General features: G+C 69.0%; 13 protein-coding genes, 1 tRNA gene and 1 riboswitch. Of the genes, 5 read left to right on the forward strand and 9 right to left on the reverse strand.

Annotation, left to right across the window (positions count from 1 at the left end):
- Window positions 1–150: 150 nt before the first annotated feature.
- Window positions 151–1,203 (reverse strand): NAD(P)-dependent alcohol dehydrogenase, encoded by a 1,053-nt coding sequence (locus QMK61_RS16660; protein WP_302073365.1) that lies wholly within the window; start codon window positions 1,201–1,203, stop codon window positions 151–153.
- A 206-nt stretch (window positions 1,204–1,409) separates the two neighbouring features.
- Entirely contained in the window at window positions 1,410–4,355 is a 2,946-nt protein-coding gene (gcvP, locus tag QMK61_RS16665; RefSeq protein WP_302073366.1) for an aminomethyl-transferring glycine dehydrogenase, read from the reverse strand.
- A 38-nt stretch (window positions 4,356–4,393) separates the two neighbouring features.
- Window positions 4,394–4,487: riboswitch (glycine riboswitch) on the reverse strand.
- Between the two features lie 187 nt (window positions 4,488–4,674).
- On the opposite strand from gcvP, the gene QMK61_RS16670 reads away from it, so the two are divergent.
- Window positions 4,675–5,082, forward strand: a complete 408-nt coding sequence (locus QMK61_RS16670; protein ID WP_302073367.1) for a VOC family protein — start codon at window positions 4,675–4,677, stop codon at window positions 5,080–5,082.
- Between the two features lie 83 nt (window positions 5,083–5,165).
- Here QMK61_RS16670 and QMK61_RS16675 read toward each other — a convergent pair.
- Window positions 5,166–5,250: transfer RNA gene (locus QMK61_RS16675), tRNA-Leu, on the reverse strand.
- 241 nt (window positions 5,251–5,491) lie between these two features.
- Between QMK61_RS16675 and rnr the strand changes: the two genes are divergently transcribed.
- From rnr to sugE, 4 genes are all read left to right on the forward strand, one after another.
- On the forward strand, window positions 5,492–8,056 hold the full coding sequence (gene rnr, locus QMK61_RS16680; protein ID WP_302073394.1) for a ribonuclease R: 2,565 nt from the start codon (window positions 5,492–5,494) through the stop codon (window positions 8,054–8,056).
- Entirely contained in the window at window positions 8,053–8,799 is a 747-nt protein-coding gene (gene rlmB, locus QMK61_RS16685) for a 23S rRNA (guanosine(2251)-2'-O)-methyltransferase RlmB (RefSeq protein WP_302073368.1), read from the forward strand. The genes rnr and rlmB overlap by 4 nt, the downstream gene beginning before the upstream one ends.
- The gene (locus QMK61_RS16690; protein ID WP_302073369.1) at window positions 8,796–9,068 is read left to right on the forward strand and encodes a hypothetical protein; all 273 of its coding nucleotides are present in this window, start codon (window positions 8,796–8,798) and stop codon (window positions 9,066–9,068) included. The genes rlmB and QMK61_RS16690 overlap by 4 nt, the downstream gene beginning before the upstream one ends.
- 374 nt (window positions 9,069–9,442) lie before the next feature.
- Complete coding sequence (gene sugE, locus QMK61_RS16695; RefSeq protein WP_302073370.1) at window positions 9,443–9,766, forward strand: quaternary ammonium compound efflux SMR transporter SugE; 324 nt, start codon at window positions 9,443–9,445, stop codon at window positions 9,764–9,766.
- 114 nt (window positions 9,767–9,880) lie between these two features.
- Here the strand turns inward: sugE and phoU are convergent, their stop codons facing one another.
- The 6 genes from phoU to rnt all read right to left on the reverse strand — a co-directional run bounded on the left by phoU (window position 9,881) and on the right by rnt (window position 15,364).
- Entirely contained in the window at window positions 9,881–10,618 is a 738-nt protein-coding gene (gene phoU, locus QMK61_RS16700; protein ID WP_302073371.1) for a phosphate signaling complex protein PhoU, read from the reverse strand.
- 136 nt (window positions 10,619–10,754) lie between these two features.
- On the reverse strand, window positions 10,755–11,561 hold the full coding sequence (pstB, locus tag QMK61_RS16705) for a phosphate ABC transporter ATP-binding protein PstB (RefSeq protein WP_302073372.1): 807 nt from the start codon (window positions 11,559–11,561) through the stop codon (window positions 10,755–10,757).
- A complete protein-coding gene (gene pstA, locus QMK61_RS16710; protein WP_302073373.1) occupies window positions 11,554–12,420 on the reverse strand; it encodes a phosphate ABC transporter permease PstA in 867 nt (288 codons plus the stop codon). The genes pstB and pstA overlap by 8 nt, the downstream gene beginning before the upstream one ends.
- Window positions 12,420–13,391 (reverse strand): phosphate ABC transporter permease subunit PstC, encoded by a 972-nt coding sequence (gene pstC / locus QMK61_RS16715; RefSeq protein ID WP_302073374.1) that lies wholly within the window; start codon window positions 13,389–13,391, stop codon window positions 12,420–12,422. The genes pstA and pstC overlap by 1 nt, the downstream gene beginning before the upstream one ends.
- A 153-nt stretch (window positions 13,392–13,544) precedes the next feature.
- Window positions 13,545–14,552: a phosphate ABC transporter substrate-binding protein PstS gene (gene pstS / locus QMK61_RS16720; RefSeq protein WP_302073395.1), complete on the reverse strand. Its 1,008-nt coding sequence runs from the start codon at window positions 14,550–14,552 to the stop codon at window positions 13,545–13,547.
- A 161-nt stretch (window positions 14,553–14,713) separates the two neighbouring features.
- Window positions 14,714–15,364, reverse strand: coding sequence for a ribonuclease T (rnt, locus tag QMK61_RS16725; RefSeq protein WP_302073375.1), 651 nt, complete (start codon window positions 15,362–15,364; stop codon window positions 14,714–14,716).
- Window positions 15,365–15,378: the final 14 nt, after the last annotated feature.

A 15,378-nucleotide genomic window follows, 5' to 3' on the forward strand; every position in this document is an offset into this window, starting at 1 on the left:
ACCTCCACGACGACAACGATCGTATTCGCGCGAAGTCAAACGACGACCGCAAAAATACCCTATGAAAAATGCCAGTCAGCTTAACTGACTGGCATTAGGGGAGACCCGGGGTTTTTTTCTTTTCCGCCAGGCCGGCAAGCCGGCCGCGCTTCAGCCGGCTATCGTGGCGTTGTCGATCACGAAGCGGTACTTCACGTCGCCCTTGACCATGCGGTCGTAGGCTGCGTCGATGTCCTGCGCCTTGATCATCTCGATGTCGGCGACGATGCCGTGGTCGGCGCAGAAATCCAGCATCTCCTGCGTCTCGGCGATGCCGCCGATGATGGACCCGGCGATGGCGGCCCGCTTGAAGATCAGGTTGCCCACGTTGGGCGAGGGGTGCGGGTGCTCCGGCACGCCCACCAGCACCAGGGTGCCGTCGCGGCGCAGCAGGCGGGTGTAGGCGTCCAGGTCGTGGCTGGCCGCCACCGTGTTGAGGATGAAGTCGAACGTGCCCGCGTGGCGTTTCATCTCCTCGGCGTTGCGCGACACCACCACCTCGTCGGCGCCCAGGTCCAGCGCGTCCTGCCGCTTGCCCTCCGAGGTGGTGAAGGCCACCGTGTGCGCGCCCATCGCGTGGGCCAGCTTCACGCCCATGTGGCCCAGGCCGCCGATGCCGACGATGCCCACCTTCTTGCCGGGGCCGACCTTCCAGTGCCGCAGCGGCGAATACGTGGTGATGCCCGCGCACAGCAGCGGCGCCACCGCGGCGAGCTGCTCCCGCGGGTGGCGGATCTTCAGCACGAACTTGTCGCTGACCACGACGCGCTGCGAATAGCCGCCGAGCGTGTGGCCGGGCGCATCCTTCGTCGCGCCGTTGTAGGTGCCGACGAAGCCGTTCTCGCAGAACTGTTCCAGCCCTTCCGCGCAGGCGGAGCAGTGCTGGCAGCTGTCGACCATGCAGCCGACGCCGACGGTGTCGCCCACCTTGAAGTCCCTGACCTCGGCGCCCACGGCGCTGACCTGGCCGACGATCTCGTGGCCGGGGATGCAGGGATAGAGCGTGCCGCCCCATTCGGAGCGCGCCGTGTGCAGGTCGGAGTGGCACACGCCGCAATAGGCGATGTCGATCTGGACGTCGTGCGGGCCGGGGGCGCGACGCTGGATGTCCATGGGTTCGAAGGGCTGGTCGGCGGCCCGGGTGCCATAGGCTTTGACGGTCATGGGGGTTCCTTCACGTGGGGAGGCGAAAACGGACGGCATGCACCTGTGCCCGTGCGGCCGCGACGGCCGATCCATGGCGGCGCAACGGCCGGCGGCGGGACATGCCGGCGGTGCATATCGACGATAGGTCCGCCATGACATGGAGTCCAGTCCCGCCCATGGCAAGAGGCCCCGCGATGCGGGGCCTCTCGTTCGTGCGAGGAAGGTCAGGCGACGTTCGGTTCGCTGAACGCCTCCGGCTCGTCCTTGAAGTCGCCGATCGGCACGCAGCTGCAGAACACGTTCTTGTCGCCGTAGACGTTGTCCACGCGGGCCACCGGCGACCAGTACTTCTGGTGGCGCAGCGTGGACAGCGGGAAAGCGGCCAGTTCGCGCGGGTAGGCGTGCGTCCATTCGCTGGCCGCCACCTGGGTGGCGGTGTGCGGCGCGTGCTTGAGCGGGTTGTCCTCGCGGTCGAGCCTGCCTTCCTCCACCGCGCGGATCTCGTCGCGGATCTGGATCATCGCGTCGATGAAGCGGTCCAGCTCGTGGCGCGACTCGCTCTCGGTGGGCTCGACCATCAGCGTGCCGGCCACCGGGAAGCTCAGCGTGGGCGCGTGGAAGCCGAAGTCGATCAGGCGCTTGGCCACGTCCTCGGCGCTGATCCCGGTGGCGTCCTTGATCGGGCGCAGGTCGAGGATGCACTCGTGCGCCACCAGGCCATTGCGGCCGGTGTACAGCGTGGGGTAGTGCGGCGCGAGGCGCCTGGCGATGTAGTTGGCGTTGAGCAGCGCCACCTGGGTCGCTTTCCGCAGGCCCTGCTGGCCCATCAGGGTGATGTACATCCACGAGATCGGCAGGATGCTGGCGCTGCCGAAGCTGGCTGCACTCACCATCCCTACGGAGCGGCTGTTGTGAGAAGTGCGGCCATGGATGGCCGCTTCTTGATCTTCGCCGACATGGATGTCGGCATAAGTACAGGGCAAAAACTCCGCCAGGTGCGACTTCACCGCGCACGGGCCCACGCCCGGGCCGCCGCCGCCGTGCGGGATGCAGAAGGTCTTGTGCAGGTTGAGGTGGCTCACGTCGGAGCCCCACTTGCCGGGCTTGGCCACGCCGACCAGCGCGTTCATGTTGGCGCCGTCGGTGTACACCTGGCCGCCGTGCCGGTGGATGATGTCGCAGATGGCGACCACGTCCTCCTCGAACACGCCGTGGGTGGACGGGTAGGTGAGCATGATCGCGGCGAGCTTGTCCGAGTGCTTCTCGGCCTGCACGCGGATGTCTTCCAGGTCCACGTTGCCGTTGGCGTCGCACTTGGTCACCACCACGCGCATGCCGCACATCTGCGCGGAGGCGGGGTTGGTGCCGTGGGCGGATTCGGGGATCAGGCAGATGTCGCGATAGCCCTCGCCGCGCGACCGGTGCCAGGCGCGGATCGCCAGCAGGCCGGCGTACTCGCCCTGCGCGCCGGCATTGGGCTGCAGGCTCACCGCGTCGTAGCCGGTGATCTCCACCAGCATCGCCTCCAGCCCGTCGATCAGCTCCTTGTAGCCCTGCGTCTGCGTGGCCGGCGCCAGCGGATGGATGTTGGCGAACTCGGGCCAGGTCACCGGGATCATCTCGGCGGTGGCGTTGAGCTTCATGGTGCACGAGCCCAGCGGGATCATCGTGCGGTCCATCGCCAGGTCCTTGTCGGCCAGCGAGCGCAGGTAGCGCAGCAGCTCGTGCTCGCTGTGGTGGGTGTTGAAGACCGGATGGGTGAGGAAGGCGCTGCCGCGCAGCAGGTGGCGCGGCAGCGCGTCGTGGACCTCGGCGTCGATCGCGTCGATGTCCGCCTCGGCGCCGAACAGGCCGGCCAGCGCGACGACGTCGGCGCGCGTGGTGGTCTCGTCCAGGCTGATGGCCAGGCTGCGGCCGTCGATGCGACGCAGGTTGATGCGCGCGGCCTCCGCCTTCGCGTGGATCGCGGCAGCGTCGACGCCGGTGACGTGCAGCGTGTCGAAGAAGTCGCCGCCCACGGTCACGCTGGCCCGGCGCAGCGCGACGGTCAGGATGGTGGCGAGGCGGTGGGTGCGGCGGGCGATGCGCACCAGGCCCTCGGGGCCGTGGTACACCGCGTACATCGAGGCCATCACCGCCAGCAGCACCTGCGCGGTGCAGATGTTGGAGGTGGCCTTCTCGCGGCGGATGTGCTGCTCGCGCGTCTGCAGGGTGAGGCGGTAGGCCTTGTTGCCCTCGGCGTCGATCGACACGCCGATCAGGCGGCCGGGCATGTTGCGCTTGTAGGCGTCGCGACAGGCCATGAAGGCCGCGTGCGGGCCGCCGAAGCCGAATGGCACGCCGAAGCGCTGGGTGTTGCCCACCACGATGTCCGCGCCCCATTCGCCGGGCGCGGCGATCAGGGTCAGCGCCAGCAGGTCGGTGGCCACCGCCACCAGCGCGCCGCGCGCGTGGGCGGCGTCGGCCAGCGCCTTGTAGTCGTGGATGCGGCCGAAGGTGTCGGGGTACTGCAGCAGGATGCCGAAGCTTTCCACCGCGGCGGCCTCGGCGTCGTCGCCCACATGCAGCGCGATGCCCAGCGGCTCGGCGCGGGTGCGCAGCACTTCCAGCGTCTGCGGGTGCACGCCCTTCGACACGAAGAAGGTGTCGGACTTCGATTTCGCCGAACGCTTGGCCAGCGTCATCGCCTCGGCCGCCGCGGTGGCCTCGTCCAGCAGCGAGGAGTTGGCGATCTCCATGCCGGTGAGGTCGGCGCACATGGTCTGGAAGTTGATCAGCGCCTCCATGCGGCCCTGCGAGATCTCCGCCTGGTACGGCGTGTAGGCGGTGTACCAGGCCGGGTTCTCCAGGATGTTGCGCAGGATGACGTTGGGCGTGTGGGTACCGTAGTAGCCCTGGCCGATGAAGCTGCGGAACACCTGGTTCTTCGCGGCGACGGTGCGGATCTTCGCCAGCGCCTCCACCTCGCCGATGGCTGCGGGCAGCGCCAGCGGGGCCGGCGACTTGATCTTGCCCGGCACGATGGCGTCGGTCATCGCTTCCAGCGAGTCGTGGCCGATGGCGTGCAGCATCTCGGCGATCTCGGCGTCGTTGGGGCCGATGTGGCGCGCGATGAAGGCGTCGTGGTATTCCAGTTCGCGCAGGGAGGCGGGGGCGTTGTTCTGGCTCATGGCAAGGGGAGTCCGAAGGCGCGTGCAGGCCGCACGCGGGGCGCCCCTCTGTCCTTTTGCCTGAGAGTTTGGAGGCGGAAGCCTCGTGCCCCTTCGGCGCCGGATCGAACCGGTCTCTCCAGAGTGCTTTGCGCAGGATGGTATGGAGCCTGAGCGATTACGGGCGTTGCGCCTTCGGCAGCGGCGTGCTCCTCGCGGAGGCGCCGCTTCTCCCACCCTGCGTTCTACAGCCGGCGATTATACAGGGGCCCGGGGCGCAAAGCGGAAGCAGCGGCCACCCCGGCGTTATGCTCGGTTTCCCCTTTCTTCCGGAGCCGCCATGATCCGCATCGGCGAAATCGACCATGTCGTGCTGCGCGCCATCGATCCCGAGGCGATGCGGCGCTTCTACTGCGACGTGCTGGGCTGCCGCGAGGAACGCCGGCAGGACGGGATCGGCCTGGTGCAGCTGCGCGCCGGCGCCTCGCTGATCGACCTGGTCGGCGTCGACGGCAAGCTCGGCCGCCAGGGCGGCGCGGCGCCGGGCCGGGACGGCCACAACATGGACCACCTGTGCCTGCGCGTGGAGGACTGGGACGAGGCCGCGATCCTCGCCCACCTCGCGGCGCACGGCGTGCGCATCGGCGAGCGCGGCATGCGCTACGGCGCGCGCGGCGAAGGCCCGTCGATCTACTGCTACGACCCGCAGGGCAACAGGGTGGAACTGAAGGGACCGGCGGCCGCATGACGTTTCCGCGGGTCCGGATACAACCCTGGATTCGAACCTGCGGAAACGAAAAAGCCCGCCGTGAGGCGGGCTTCGTCTACAATTGGTGCCCAGGAGAGGACTCGAACCTCCACGGTTTTACCCGCTAGTACCTGAAACTAGTGCGTCTACCAATTCCGCCACCTGGGCAGGTGTCGCGCGAGCCGTACGGGCTGCGTGAGCCGCGTAGAGTAGGCACCTCCCGGCGGCTTGTCAACAACAATCTTCAAACCATTCTTCCCGGTGACGCGCGACACTCCGCGCGGCGCATTTACAAGGCGATCCAGTGACCAGAAAAACCAGGCAAGGCAACAACGACAAGGCGCGCGCACCGAAGGCGCCCGCAGGCAAGGCGCCGCCGCGCCGTGCGCGCAAGGGCGCGCCGGACGCGGTGCGCGACCCGCATGCCGAACGCGAGGCGCAGCGCTACGAGCGCCCGATTCCCAGCCGCGAGGCCATCCTCGCCCTGCTCGAAGAGCGCGGCGAACTGCTGACCGAGGCGCGCATCGCCGAGGCGCTGGAGCTGCGCGACGCCTACGAGGTCGGCGCGCTGCACAAGCGCCTGGCGGCGATGGTGCGCGACGGCCAGCTGCTGCTCGGCCGCCGCGGCGGCTACGCGCCGGCGCAGAAGCTGGACCTGATCCCCGGCGTGGTGCTGGCGAACGCCGAAGGCTACGGCTTCCTGCGCCCCGACGAGGGCGGCGACGACCTGTACCTGTCGCCGCAGCAGATGCGCCAGGTGCTGCACGGCGACCGCGTGCTGGCCAGCGTGGTCGGCCTGGACCGGCGCGGGCGCCGGCAGGGCGCCATCGTCGAGGTGCTGCAGCGGCGTTCGCCGCGGCTGGTCGGGCGGGTGGTGGTCGAGAACGGCGTGACCCTGGTGGCGCCGGACGACCGCCGCCTGCACCAGGACGTGATGATCCCGCCCGGCGCGACCCAGGGCGCGCGCGCCGGCCAGATCGTGGTGGCCGAGATCACCGACCCGCCGACGCCACACCGTGGCCCGCTGGGCCGCATCGTCTCGGTGCTGGGCGAACGCCTGCAGCCCTCGCTGCTGGTGGAAATGGCCATCGCCAGCCACGACCTGCCCAGCGAATGGCCGAGGGACGTGCTGCGCGAGGCGGCGCGGGTGGAGCCCGAGGTCACCGCCGCCGAGCGCGAGGGCCGCACGGATCTGCGCAAGCTGCCGCTGGTCACCATCGACGGCGCCGACGCGCGCGACTTCGACGACGCGGTCTACGCCGAGCCGAAGCGCGGCGGCGGCTGGCGGCTGGTGGTGGCGATCGCCGACGTGTCGCATTACGTGCGCGTCGGCAGCGCGCTCGACCAGGAAGCCTACGAGCGCAGCACCTCCACCTACTTCCCCGGCTTCGTGGTGCCGATGCTGCCGGAGACGCTGTCCAACGGCATCTGCTCGCTCAACCCGAAGGTGGAGCGGCTGTGCATGGTCTGCGACATGCAGGTGGACGCCGACGGCGAGGTAGCGAAGTCGAAGTTCTACCCCGCGGTGATGCGCTCGCACGCGCGGCTCACCTACGACAAGGTGTGGCAGGCGGTAGGCCTGCGCGACGCCGACGCGCGCCACGAGGTGGCCGACGTGCTGCCGCAACTGGAGAACCTGCACGCGCTGTACCGGGCGATGGCGGCGCAGCGCCGCCGCCGCGGCGCGATCGACTTCGAGACGCCGGAGGTGAAGTTCCGCCTCGACCAGCGCGGCGAGGTGGTGTCGGCTGGCGCCACCGAGCGCAACGACGCGCACAAGCTGATCGAGGAATGCATGATCGCCGCCAACGTGCAGGCGGCGCTGTTCCTGGAAAAGAAGAAGATCCCCGCGCTGTTCCGCGCCCACGAGCCGCCGCCGGCGGAGAAGTACGAGGACGTGCAGCAGTTCCTGCGCGAGTTCAAGCTGCGCCTGCCGCCGCTGGAGGAAGTGACGCCCGGCGACTTCGCCGACATCCTGCGCCTGGTGCATGACCGCCCCGAGCGCGAACTGATCCAGAGCGTGCTGCTGCGCGCGCAGAGCATGGCGGCGTACCAGCCGGACAACCGCGGCCACTTCGGCCTGGCGCTGTCGGCCTACGCGCACTTCACCTCGCCGATCCGCCGCTACCCGGACCTGCTGGTGCACCGCGCGATCCGCTACGCGCTCACCGGCGGCAAGCCGGCCGGCTACGAATACACCCCTGCGCAGATGGCCGCGATGGCGGTGCATTGCTCGCAGCGCGAGCGCCGCGCCGAGGAGGCCGAGCGCGACGTGGACGAGCGCTTCAAGTGCGCCTGGATGGCCAAGCACGTGGGCGAGGAATTCGACGGCGTGGTCACCGGCGTCACCTCGTTCGGCCTGTTCGTGGAACTGGACGAGTCGAAGGTGTCGGGCCTGGTGCACATCAGCCAGCTCAGCAACGACTACTACCATTTCGACCCGCAGCGCCACCTGCTGAAGGGCGAGCGCACCGGCACGCAATACCGGCTGGGCGACCACGTGCGCGTGCAGGTGCTGCGCGCCAGCCTGGAGGACCGCAAGATCGACTTCCGGCTGGTGGCGCCGCGCGCCCGCGCCGGCGCACCCGTGGCCGGCCGCAAGCCGTTCGACTATGCGGCTGCGGGCGAACGCTACTCGCTGCCGAAGCCGGCGGCGCCCGCCGCGAAGGCGCCGGGCATGTTCGGCAAGGCGGCCAAGGCGATCGGCCGCGCGTTCGGCGGCGGCAAGGCGAAGGCGGTCGAAACGGTTTCCCCGCGCGCGGCCGCGTCGGTGGATAATCCGCCGCCCCGCTCGCGCGCATCGTCCGGGCGACCGGCGGAGGACGAGCGGTCCGCCAAGGCGGGCAAGCCCGGCCAGCCGGCCGCAGGCGCGCGCAAGGCGGGGGCCACGAAACGCGGCAAGCCCTCCGGTGCCGCGCCGGCCACGAAAAAGAGCACCGGCCGCAAGCCGGGGAAACCGAAAGGCAGGTCATGAGCGAAAGCTGGATCGTCGGCATCAACCCGGTCGAAGGCGCGCTGAGCAACGACGCCGCGCGCGTGCGCGAGCTGCTGGTCGAAAACGGCCAGCGCAATCCGCGCGTGCACGAGCTGGCCGAACGCGCCAAGGCGCTGAAGATCCCGGTGCACCATCGCCCGCGCGAGCAACTGGAGAAGCTGGCCGGCGCCGCGCGCCACCAGGGCGTGGTCGCGCTGTACGAGCCGCCGCCCACGGCCGGCGAGCACGACCTGCCGGGCCTGCTGGAACGGGCCGGCGAGGCGCCGCTGCTGCTGGTGCTGGACGGCGTCACCGACCCGCACAACCTCGGCGCCTGCCTGCGCAGCGCGGCGGCGGCGGACGTCGCCGCGGTGATCGTGCCGAAGGACCGCGCGGTGGGCCTGACCCCGGTGGTGCGCCGCGCCTCGGCCGGCGGCGCCGACCGCGTGCCGCTGGTGGCGGTGACCAACCTGGCGCGCACCCTGCGCGAGCTGAAGGAGGCCGGCGTGTGGATCACCGGCCTGGCCGGCGACACCGCGCAGTCGCTCTACGAGCTCGACCTGAAGGGCCCGGTGGCGCTGGTGCTGGGCGGTGAAGGCGAGGGCATGCGCCGGCTGACCCGCGAGACTTGCGATTTCGTGGCGAAGATCCCCATGCCCGGTGCGATGGAAAGCCTCAACGTTTCCGTCGCGGCGGGTATCGTATTGTTCGAGGCACTGCGGCAACGGAGCGCACGGCGATGACCTTCTTCTGGTACGACTGGGCCGGCTACATCGGCGTGCTGCTGGTGCTGTTGGCGTATTTCCTGCTGCAGGCCCACAAGCTCCACGGCAACCGGCTCGCCTACCAGCTGATGAACATCCTCGGCGCGATCGGCGTGATGCTGTCGCTGCTGTTCGGCAGCTTCAACTGGTCGGCGTTCCTGATGCAGGTGGCCTGGCTGCTGATCGGCATCTACGGCGTCGCGCGCAGCATGCAGAAGCGCCGCGAGGTGCAGGGGCGGTTGCCCTAGAGCTTGTTCGTGCGGGAATCCGGCGGCTAGGTACCCGATGACGATCCCGAATCGTCATCCCGGCGCAGGCTGGAGGTGCTTTTCAACAGACGAAGGTCTGGTCATCCAGCCACGATCACGCTTGCTCGGCTTTACGGCAACTGGATGACTCGCTGCGCTCGCCCCTTCGGGGTCGCCCTACGGGCGTTCTGCGCGCTGCGCGCTTGTCCGGCCTGCGCCGGAATGACGAGCCAAAGACATGCAGGCTGACGCTTCGTGCGATGCTCGAAGGCCGTGAATGTTTTAGCTGCATCCCACGGCCCGGTGGCGGGACGACCCGCCGCCCGATGTCTTCCTGCAGGGACGACCCTGCGTGCGACGCGGAGTATTTCGCCATGGCATGGATCTATCTGGTGCTGGCCGGACTGTTCGAGATCGGCTGGGCGATCGGCCTGAAATACACCGCCGGCTTCAGCCGGCTGTGGCCCAGCGTGGCCACGCTGGCGGCGATGGCGGTGAGCGTGGTGCTGCTGGCGCTGGCGGCGAAGACGCTGCCGATCGGCACCGCCTACGCGGTGTGGACCGGCATCGGCGCCGTCGGCGCGGTAATCCTGGGCATCGTGCTGTTCGGCGACCCGGCCACGCCGTGGCGGCTGGCCTGCGTGGGGCTGATCCTGCTGGGGGTGGTCGGCTTGAAGCTGGTGGGTGGGGCACATTGAAGGGCACCCCTCCACGGCCCTCCCCTGCGCAGCAGGGGAGGGGGCGAAACGCATGTCGGTGCCGGCTTTGCCCCTCCCCCTGCATGCAGGGGGAGGCCGGGAGGGGGTAGCCCCCTACTTGCGAGGCTCGCCCAGGCCGGCTCCCGGAACCTGTGGCTCCGAGGTGCGGTCGCTCTTCTTGCGCTGCTTGTCCAGCGGCTCGCCGTTGACCTGGAACCACACGTTCTCGGCGATGTTGGTGGCGTGGTCGCCGATGCGCTCGATGTTCTTGGCCATGAACAGCAGGTGGGTGCATGGCGTGATGTTGCGCGGGTCTTCCATCATGTACGTGAGCAACTGGCGGAAGTAGCCGGTCCAGGCCTCGTCCAGCTGCGCGTCGTCCTTCCACACCTGGTAGGCGCGTTCGGCGTCGCGGTCGCGGTAGGCCGCCAGCACGCCGCGCACTTCCTCGGCGGCCAGTTCGGCCAGGTGGGCGAGCCCGCCGGTGGCCGTGACCGGCGCGACCATCGACAGCGGGATCGAGCGCTTGGCCACGTTGGCGGCGTAGTCGCCGATGCGTTCGATGTCGGCCGCGATGCGCAGGGCGGCGAACACGTTGCGCAGGTCGCTGGCCATCGGCGCGCGCAGCGCCAGCAGGCGCACCACGTCGTGGCTGATCTCCTGCTCCAGGTGGTCGATCGCGTCGTCGTTGTTCACCACGTGCTGGGCGGCGCGCTCATCGCGGCGCTCGACCACGTCGATCGCCGCCTCGAGCTGGCTGACCGCCAGCTCGCCCATGCGCACCAGCTCACCGGTGAGGCGCGCCAGCTCGTCGTCGTAGCTCTTGATGATGTGGTCTTTGCCGATGGTCATGTCGTGCCTCGTGTCTTTGATCCCCTCTCCCGCTTGCGGGAGAGGGTGCCCGGAGGGCGGGAGAGGGTTCGGGTAGAGCGAAGTGCTCGTGCCCTCCCCAACCCCTCTCCCGCAAGCGGGAGAGGGGCTTCATGGATCAGCCGAACCGCCCGGTGATGTAGTCCTCGGTCTGCTTCTTCGACGGCTTGGTGAAGATCTTCTCGGTGGCGTCGAACTCGATCAGCTCGCCCATGTACATGAACGCGGTGCGGTCGGAGACGCGCGCTGCCTGCTGCATGTTGTGGGTGACGATGACGATGGTGTAGTCGCGCTTCAGTTCCTCGACCAGTTGCTCGATGCGGCCGGTGGCGATGGGATCGAGCGCCGAGGTGGGTTCGTCCAGCAACAGCACCTCGGGCTTCAGGGCGATGCCGCGCGCGATGCATAGCCGCTGCTGCTGGCCGCCGGAGAGGCCGAGCGCGCTGCGCTTGAGCTTGTCCTTCACCTCGTCCCACAGCGCGGCGCGGCGCAGCGCCTGTTCCACGCGCACCTCCATGTCCGCCTTCGACAGCTTCTCGTGGTGGCGGATGCCGTAGGCCACGTTCTCGAAGATCGTCATCGGGAACGGCACCGGCTTCTGGAACACCATGCCGACCTTGCTGCGCAGCCGGTTCATCGAATACGACGGATCAAGCACGTTCTCGCCGTCCAGCAGCACCTCGCCGCTGGCGCGCAGGCCGGGATAGATCGCGTAGATGCGGTTGAACACGCGCAGCAGGGTGGACTTGCCGCAGCCGGACGGCCCGATGATCGCGGTGACCTGCTTCTCGGGAATGGCCATGCTGATTTCCTTCAGCGCGCGGGCCCCGCCGTAGAAGAAGTCCAGCCCGCGCACGGCGATCTTGGTCTGCGCGGGCAGCACGCCGGCCATGCCTGCGGGATCGTTGGCGGCGATGTCATTCATGGGGCACCTTCTTGCGCGAGAACAGCAGGCGGGTCAGCAGGCTCAGGGTCAGCACGAACAGCGTGATCAGCAGCGCGCCGGCCCAGGCGATGGCGTGCAGCGCCGGGTTGGGGTCGTTGGTGTACTGGTAGATCGCCACCGGCAGGCTCTCCATCTTGTCCAGTGGGTGCCAGGCCATGAAGTTGTTGCCGAAGGCGGTGAACAGCAGCGGCGCGGTCTCGCCGGCCAGCCGCGCCAGCGCCAGCAGCACGCCGGTGACGATGCCGGACGTGGCCGCACGCATCAGCACCTGCACGGTCATCTTCCATTGCGGGATGCCCAGCGACAGCGCGGCCTCGCGCAGCGTGCCGGGCACCAGCTGCAGCATCTCGTCGGTGGTGCGCACGATCACCGGCAGGCCGATCAGCGCCAGCGCGATCGAGCCGGCGAGGCCGGAGAACGACACCGCGCCGTGGGTCAGGTTCGACATCGGCAGCACCACGATCACGTACACGAACAGGCCGAGCACGATGGATGGCGCCGACAGCAGGATGTCGTTGAGGAAGCGGATGGTGGCGCCCAGCTTCGAGCGGTGCGCGTACTCGGCGAGGAAGGCGCCGGCCAGCACGCCCACCGGTGCGCAGATCAGCAGCGCGATCGCGTCCATCACCAGGCTGCCCACGATGGCGTTGGACAGGCCGCCCTGGTCGGCGTAGGCGGTGATCTTGCTGAACAGCTTCCAGTCGATCGCGCCCAGGCCGTTCTTCAGCGTCACCCACAGGATCCAGGCCAGGAACACCAGGCCCAGCAGGGTGGCGCAGCCGCTCAGGGTAAGCGCGACGACGTTGACGACGCGCCGACGGGTGTGGACGGCGGCCATCAGTTGCCCTCCCGCCTGGCCAGCCGGCGCAGCATCAGGCGCGCGATCAGCAGCACCACGAAGGTCACCACGAACAGCAGGAAGCCCAGCGCGATCAGCGCCGAGCGGTGGGTGCCCACCGCTTCGTTGAACTCGTTGGCGATGCTGGAGGAGATCGAGGTGCCCGGCATCAGCAGCGAGGAGGTGATGTTGTACGAATTGCCCAGCACGAAGGTCACCGCCATCGTCTCGCCCAGCGCGCGGCCGAGACCGAGGAAGATGCCGCCGATCACCGCCGAGCGGGTGTACGGCAGCACGATGTCCCAGACCACCTCCCAGGTGGTCGAGCCCAGCGCGTAGGAGGACTCCTTCAGCCGGGTCGGCACGGTGCGGAACACCTCGCGCATCACCGAGCAGATGAACGGCAGGATCATCACCGCCAGCACGATGCCGGCGGTGAGCAGGCCCAGCCCGATCGGCGGGCCCTGGAACAGCTTGCCGACCAGCGGGATGCGGCCCAGGGTGTCGTTCAGCGCCGGCTCGATGCGCGACATGAACGGCACGAACACGAACAGGCCCCACATGCCGTAGATGATCGACGGGATGCTGGCCAGCAGCTCGATCGCGGTGGCCACCGGGCCGCGCAGCCAGGCAGGCGCGATCTCGGTGAGGAAGAGGGCGATGCCGAAGCTGGTCGGCACGGCCAGGACCAGGGCGATCAGCGAGGTCACCAGGGTGCCGAAGATCGGCGCCAGCGCGCCGTAGTCGTCGGTCACCGGGTTCCAGGCATCGCTGGCGAGGAAGTGCAGCCCGTGGCCGAACAGCACCTCGCGCCCGCCCCACAGGGTGGACAGCGCGGCGCCCAGCAGGGCGGCCAGCACCAGCAGCGCGCAGGCCTTGAGCAGCAGGCGGAACAGCGCGTCGTGGCGCGCGTCGGTGCGGCTGCGGCGGTCGACGTCGACGGGCTCGGTGGTGGCGGGGATCGATGACATGCGGCCTTCGCGAAAGAGCGGGGTTTGTTCCCTTCTCCCCTCGGGAGGAGGTGCCCGAAGGGCGGATGAGGGTTCGGGCGAAGCGAGGCATTCCGTTCCAGCCGAACCCTCACCGCAACCCCTCTCCTGGCGGGAGAGGGGCCTGGTCGCGGCTTACTGCTTGTACTCGGTCTTCCAGTAGTTCTCGATCTGCTGCACCAGGCTGTCGGGCAGCGGCACATAGTCGAGCGAGCGGGCCTGTTCCTGGCCGTGCTCGTAGGCCCACTTGAAGAAGTCGAAGGCGACCTTGGTGTTCGCCTCGTTCTTCGGCTGCTTGTACATGATCACCCACGAGGTGGCGGTGATCGGCCAGGCGTCCGCGCCCGGCGCGTTGGTCATCAGCAGGTTGAAGTTCTTCGCGTGTGCCCAGTCGGCGGTGGCGGCGGCGGCCTGGAAGCTCGCGGTCATCGGCTTGACCACCTTGCCCGCGGCGTTCTTCATCAGCGCGTAGCCGATGTGGTTCTGCAGCGCGTAGGCGTATTCCACGTAACCGAGCGAGTTCGGGATCTGCTTGATGTAGGCCGAGACGCCCTCGTTGCCCTTGCCGCCGATGCCGGTCGGCCAGTTCACCGCGGTGCCTTCGCCCACCTTGGACTTCCACTCGGCGCTGACCTTGGACAGGTAGTCGGAGAAGTTGAAGGTGGTGCCCGAGCCGTCGGAACGATGGACCACGGTGATCTTCGCGTCGGGCAGCTTCAGGCCCGGGTTGAGCCGGGCGATGGCCGGGTCGTTCCAGTGGACGATCTTGCCCAGGTAGATGTCGGCCAGGGTGGCGCCGTCCAGCACCAGCTTGCCCGGCGCCACGCCCTGCACGTTGAACGCCGGCACGATGCCGCCGATCACGTCGGGGAACTGGCCCAGGCCGAACTTGGCCAGCGTGGCCTCGTCCAGCGGCATGTCGGACGCGCCGAAGTCGACGGTACCGGCCTTGATCTGCGCGATGCCGCCGCCGGAGCCGATGGACTGGTAGTTGACGTGGTTGCCGGTCTTCTCGGCGTAGCCGGCCGACCACTTGGAGATGACCGGATACACGAAGCTGGATCCGGCGCCGGTGATGTCGGTGGCGCAGGCGCTGCTGCCGAACGCGAGGGCGACGACGGCGGCGAGCAGGCTGAGGCCCAGACCACGACGCGGGGCGGTGCGGATGGATTTCGACACGGGTTGGCTCCTTGGGAGGGACGACGGGCGGTGCCCGGTGGCCGCTATTTCAGGAGCCGCGTGTTGCAGCGATGTGAGTCGGATGTTTCAGTTCGATGACAACGCGCATGCGACTGTCATCGAAACTACAGCGTTACCGCGTGCTCCAGCGTCTCCAGCCGGCGCCAGCGGTTGACGATGCCGCAGAACAGTTCCGCGGTGCGCTCGGCGTCGTACACGGCCGAGTGCGCCTCGCGCGTGTCGAAGGCCAGGCCGGCGGCCAGCACCGCCTTGCTCAGCACGGTCTGGCCGTAGGCCAGGCCGGCCAGCGTGGCGGTATCGAAGCAGCTGAAGGGATGGAAGGGGTTGCGCTTGTGCCCCGTGCGGCGCACCGCGGCGTTGAGGAAGCCCAGGTCGAAGGCGGCGTTGTGCCCGACCAGGATCGCGCGCTGGCAGCCGTGCGCGCGCATCACCTGGCGCACCGGCTGGAAGACATGCTCCAGCGCGAGGCGCTCGTCCAGGGCGCCGCGCAGCGGGTTGTCCGGGTCGATGCCGGTGATCTCCAGCGCGCGCGGGTCGAGGTTGGCGCCCGGGAAGGGCTCCACGTGGGCGGATATCGCCGGCTGCGGATGCAGGAAGCCGTCCTCGTCCATGTCGAGCATGACCGCGGCGATCTCCAGCAGCGCGTCGCGCTCGGCATCGAAGCCGCCCGTCTCCACGTCCACCACCACCGGGAGGAAGCCGCGGAAGCGCTGCGCGATGCGGCTGGACCGGCTGTTGCTGAGATATGCATCCATCCGCCAAGCATATC

This window comes from Fulvimonas sp. R45 (assembly GCF_030504985.1).
In the GTDB taxonomy this organism is placed as follows: Bacteria; Pseudomonadota; Gammaproteobacteria; order Xanthomonadales; family Rhodanobacteraceae; genus Rhodanobacter_A.

Bases quoted from the DNA above. Each gene is read 5' to 3' on its own strand.
- QMK61_RS16660 (WP_302073365.1), bottom strand. From the start codon at position 1,203: ATGACCGTCAAAGCCTATGGCACCCGGGCCGCCGACCAGCCCTTCGAA.
- gcvP (WP_302073366.1), bottom strand. From the start codon at position 4,355: ATGAGCCAGAACAACGCCCCCGCCTCCCTGCGCGAACTGGAATACCAC.
- QMK61_RS16670 (WP_302073367.1), top strand. From the start codon at position 4,675: ATGATCCGCATCGGCGAAATCGACCATGTCGTGCTGCGCGCCATCGAT.
- rlmB (WP_302073368.1), top strand. From the start codon at position 8,053: ATGAGCGAAAGCTGGATCGTCGGCATCAACCCGGTCGAAGGCGCGCTG.
- QMK61_RS16690 (WP_302073369.1), top strand. From the start codon at position 8,796: ATGACCTTCTTCTGGTACGACTGGGCCGGCTACATCGGCGTGCTGCTG.
- sugE (WP_302073370.1), top strand. From the start codon at position 9,443: ATGGCATGGATCTATCTGGTGCTGGCCGGACTGTTCGAGATCGGCTGG.
- phoU (WP_302073371.1), bottom strand. From the start codon at position 10,618: ATGACCATCGGCAAAGACCACATCATCAAGAGCTACGACGACGAGCTG.
- pstB (WP_302073372.1), bottom strand. From the start codon at position 11,561: ATGAATGACATCGCCGCCAACGATCCCGCAGGCATGGCCGGCGTGCTG.
- pstA (WP_302073373.1), bottom strand. From the start codon at position 12,420: ATGGCCGCCGTCCACACCCGTCGGCGCGTCGTCAACGTCGTCGCGCTT.
- pstC (WP_302073374.1), bottom strand. From the start codon at position 13,391: ATGTCATCGATCCCCGCCACCACCGAGCCCGTCGACGTCGACCGCCGC.
- rnt (WP_302073375.1), bottom strand. From the start codon at position 15,364: ATGGATGCATATCTCAGCAACAGCCGGTCCAGCCGCATCGCGCAGCGC.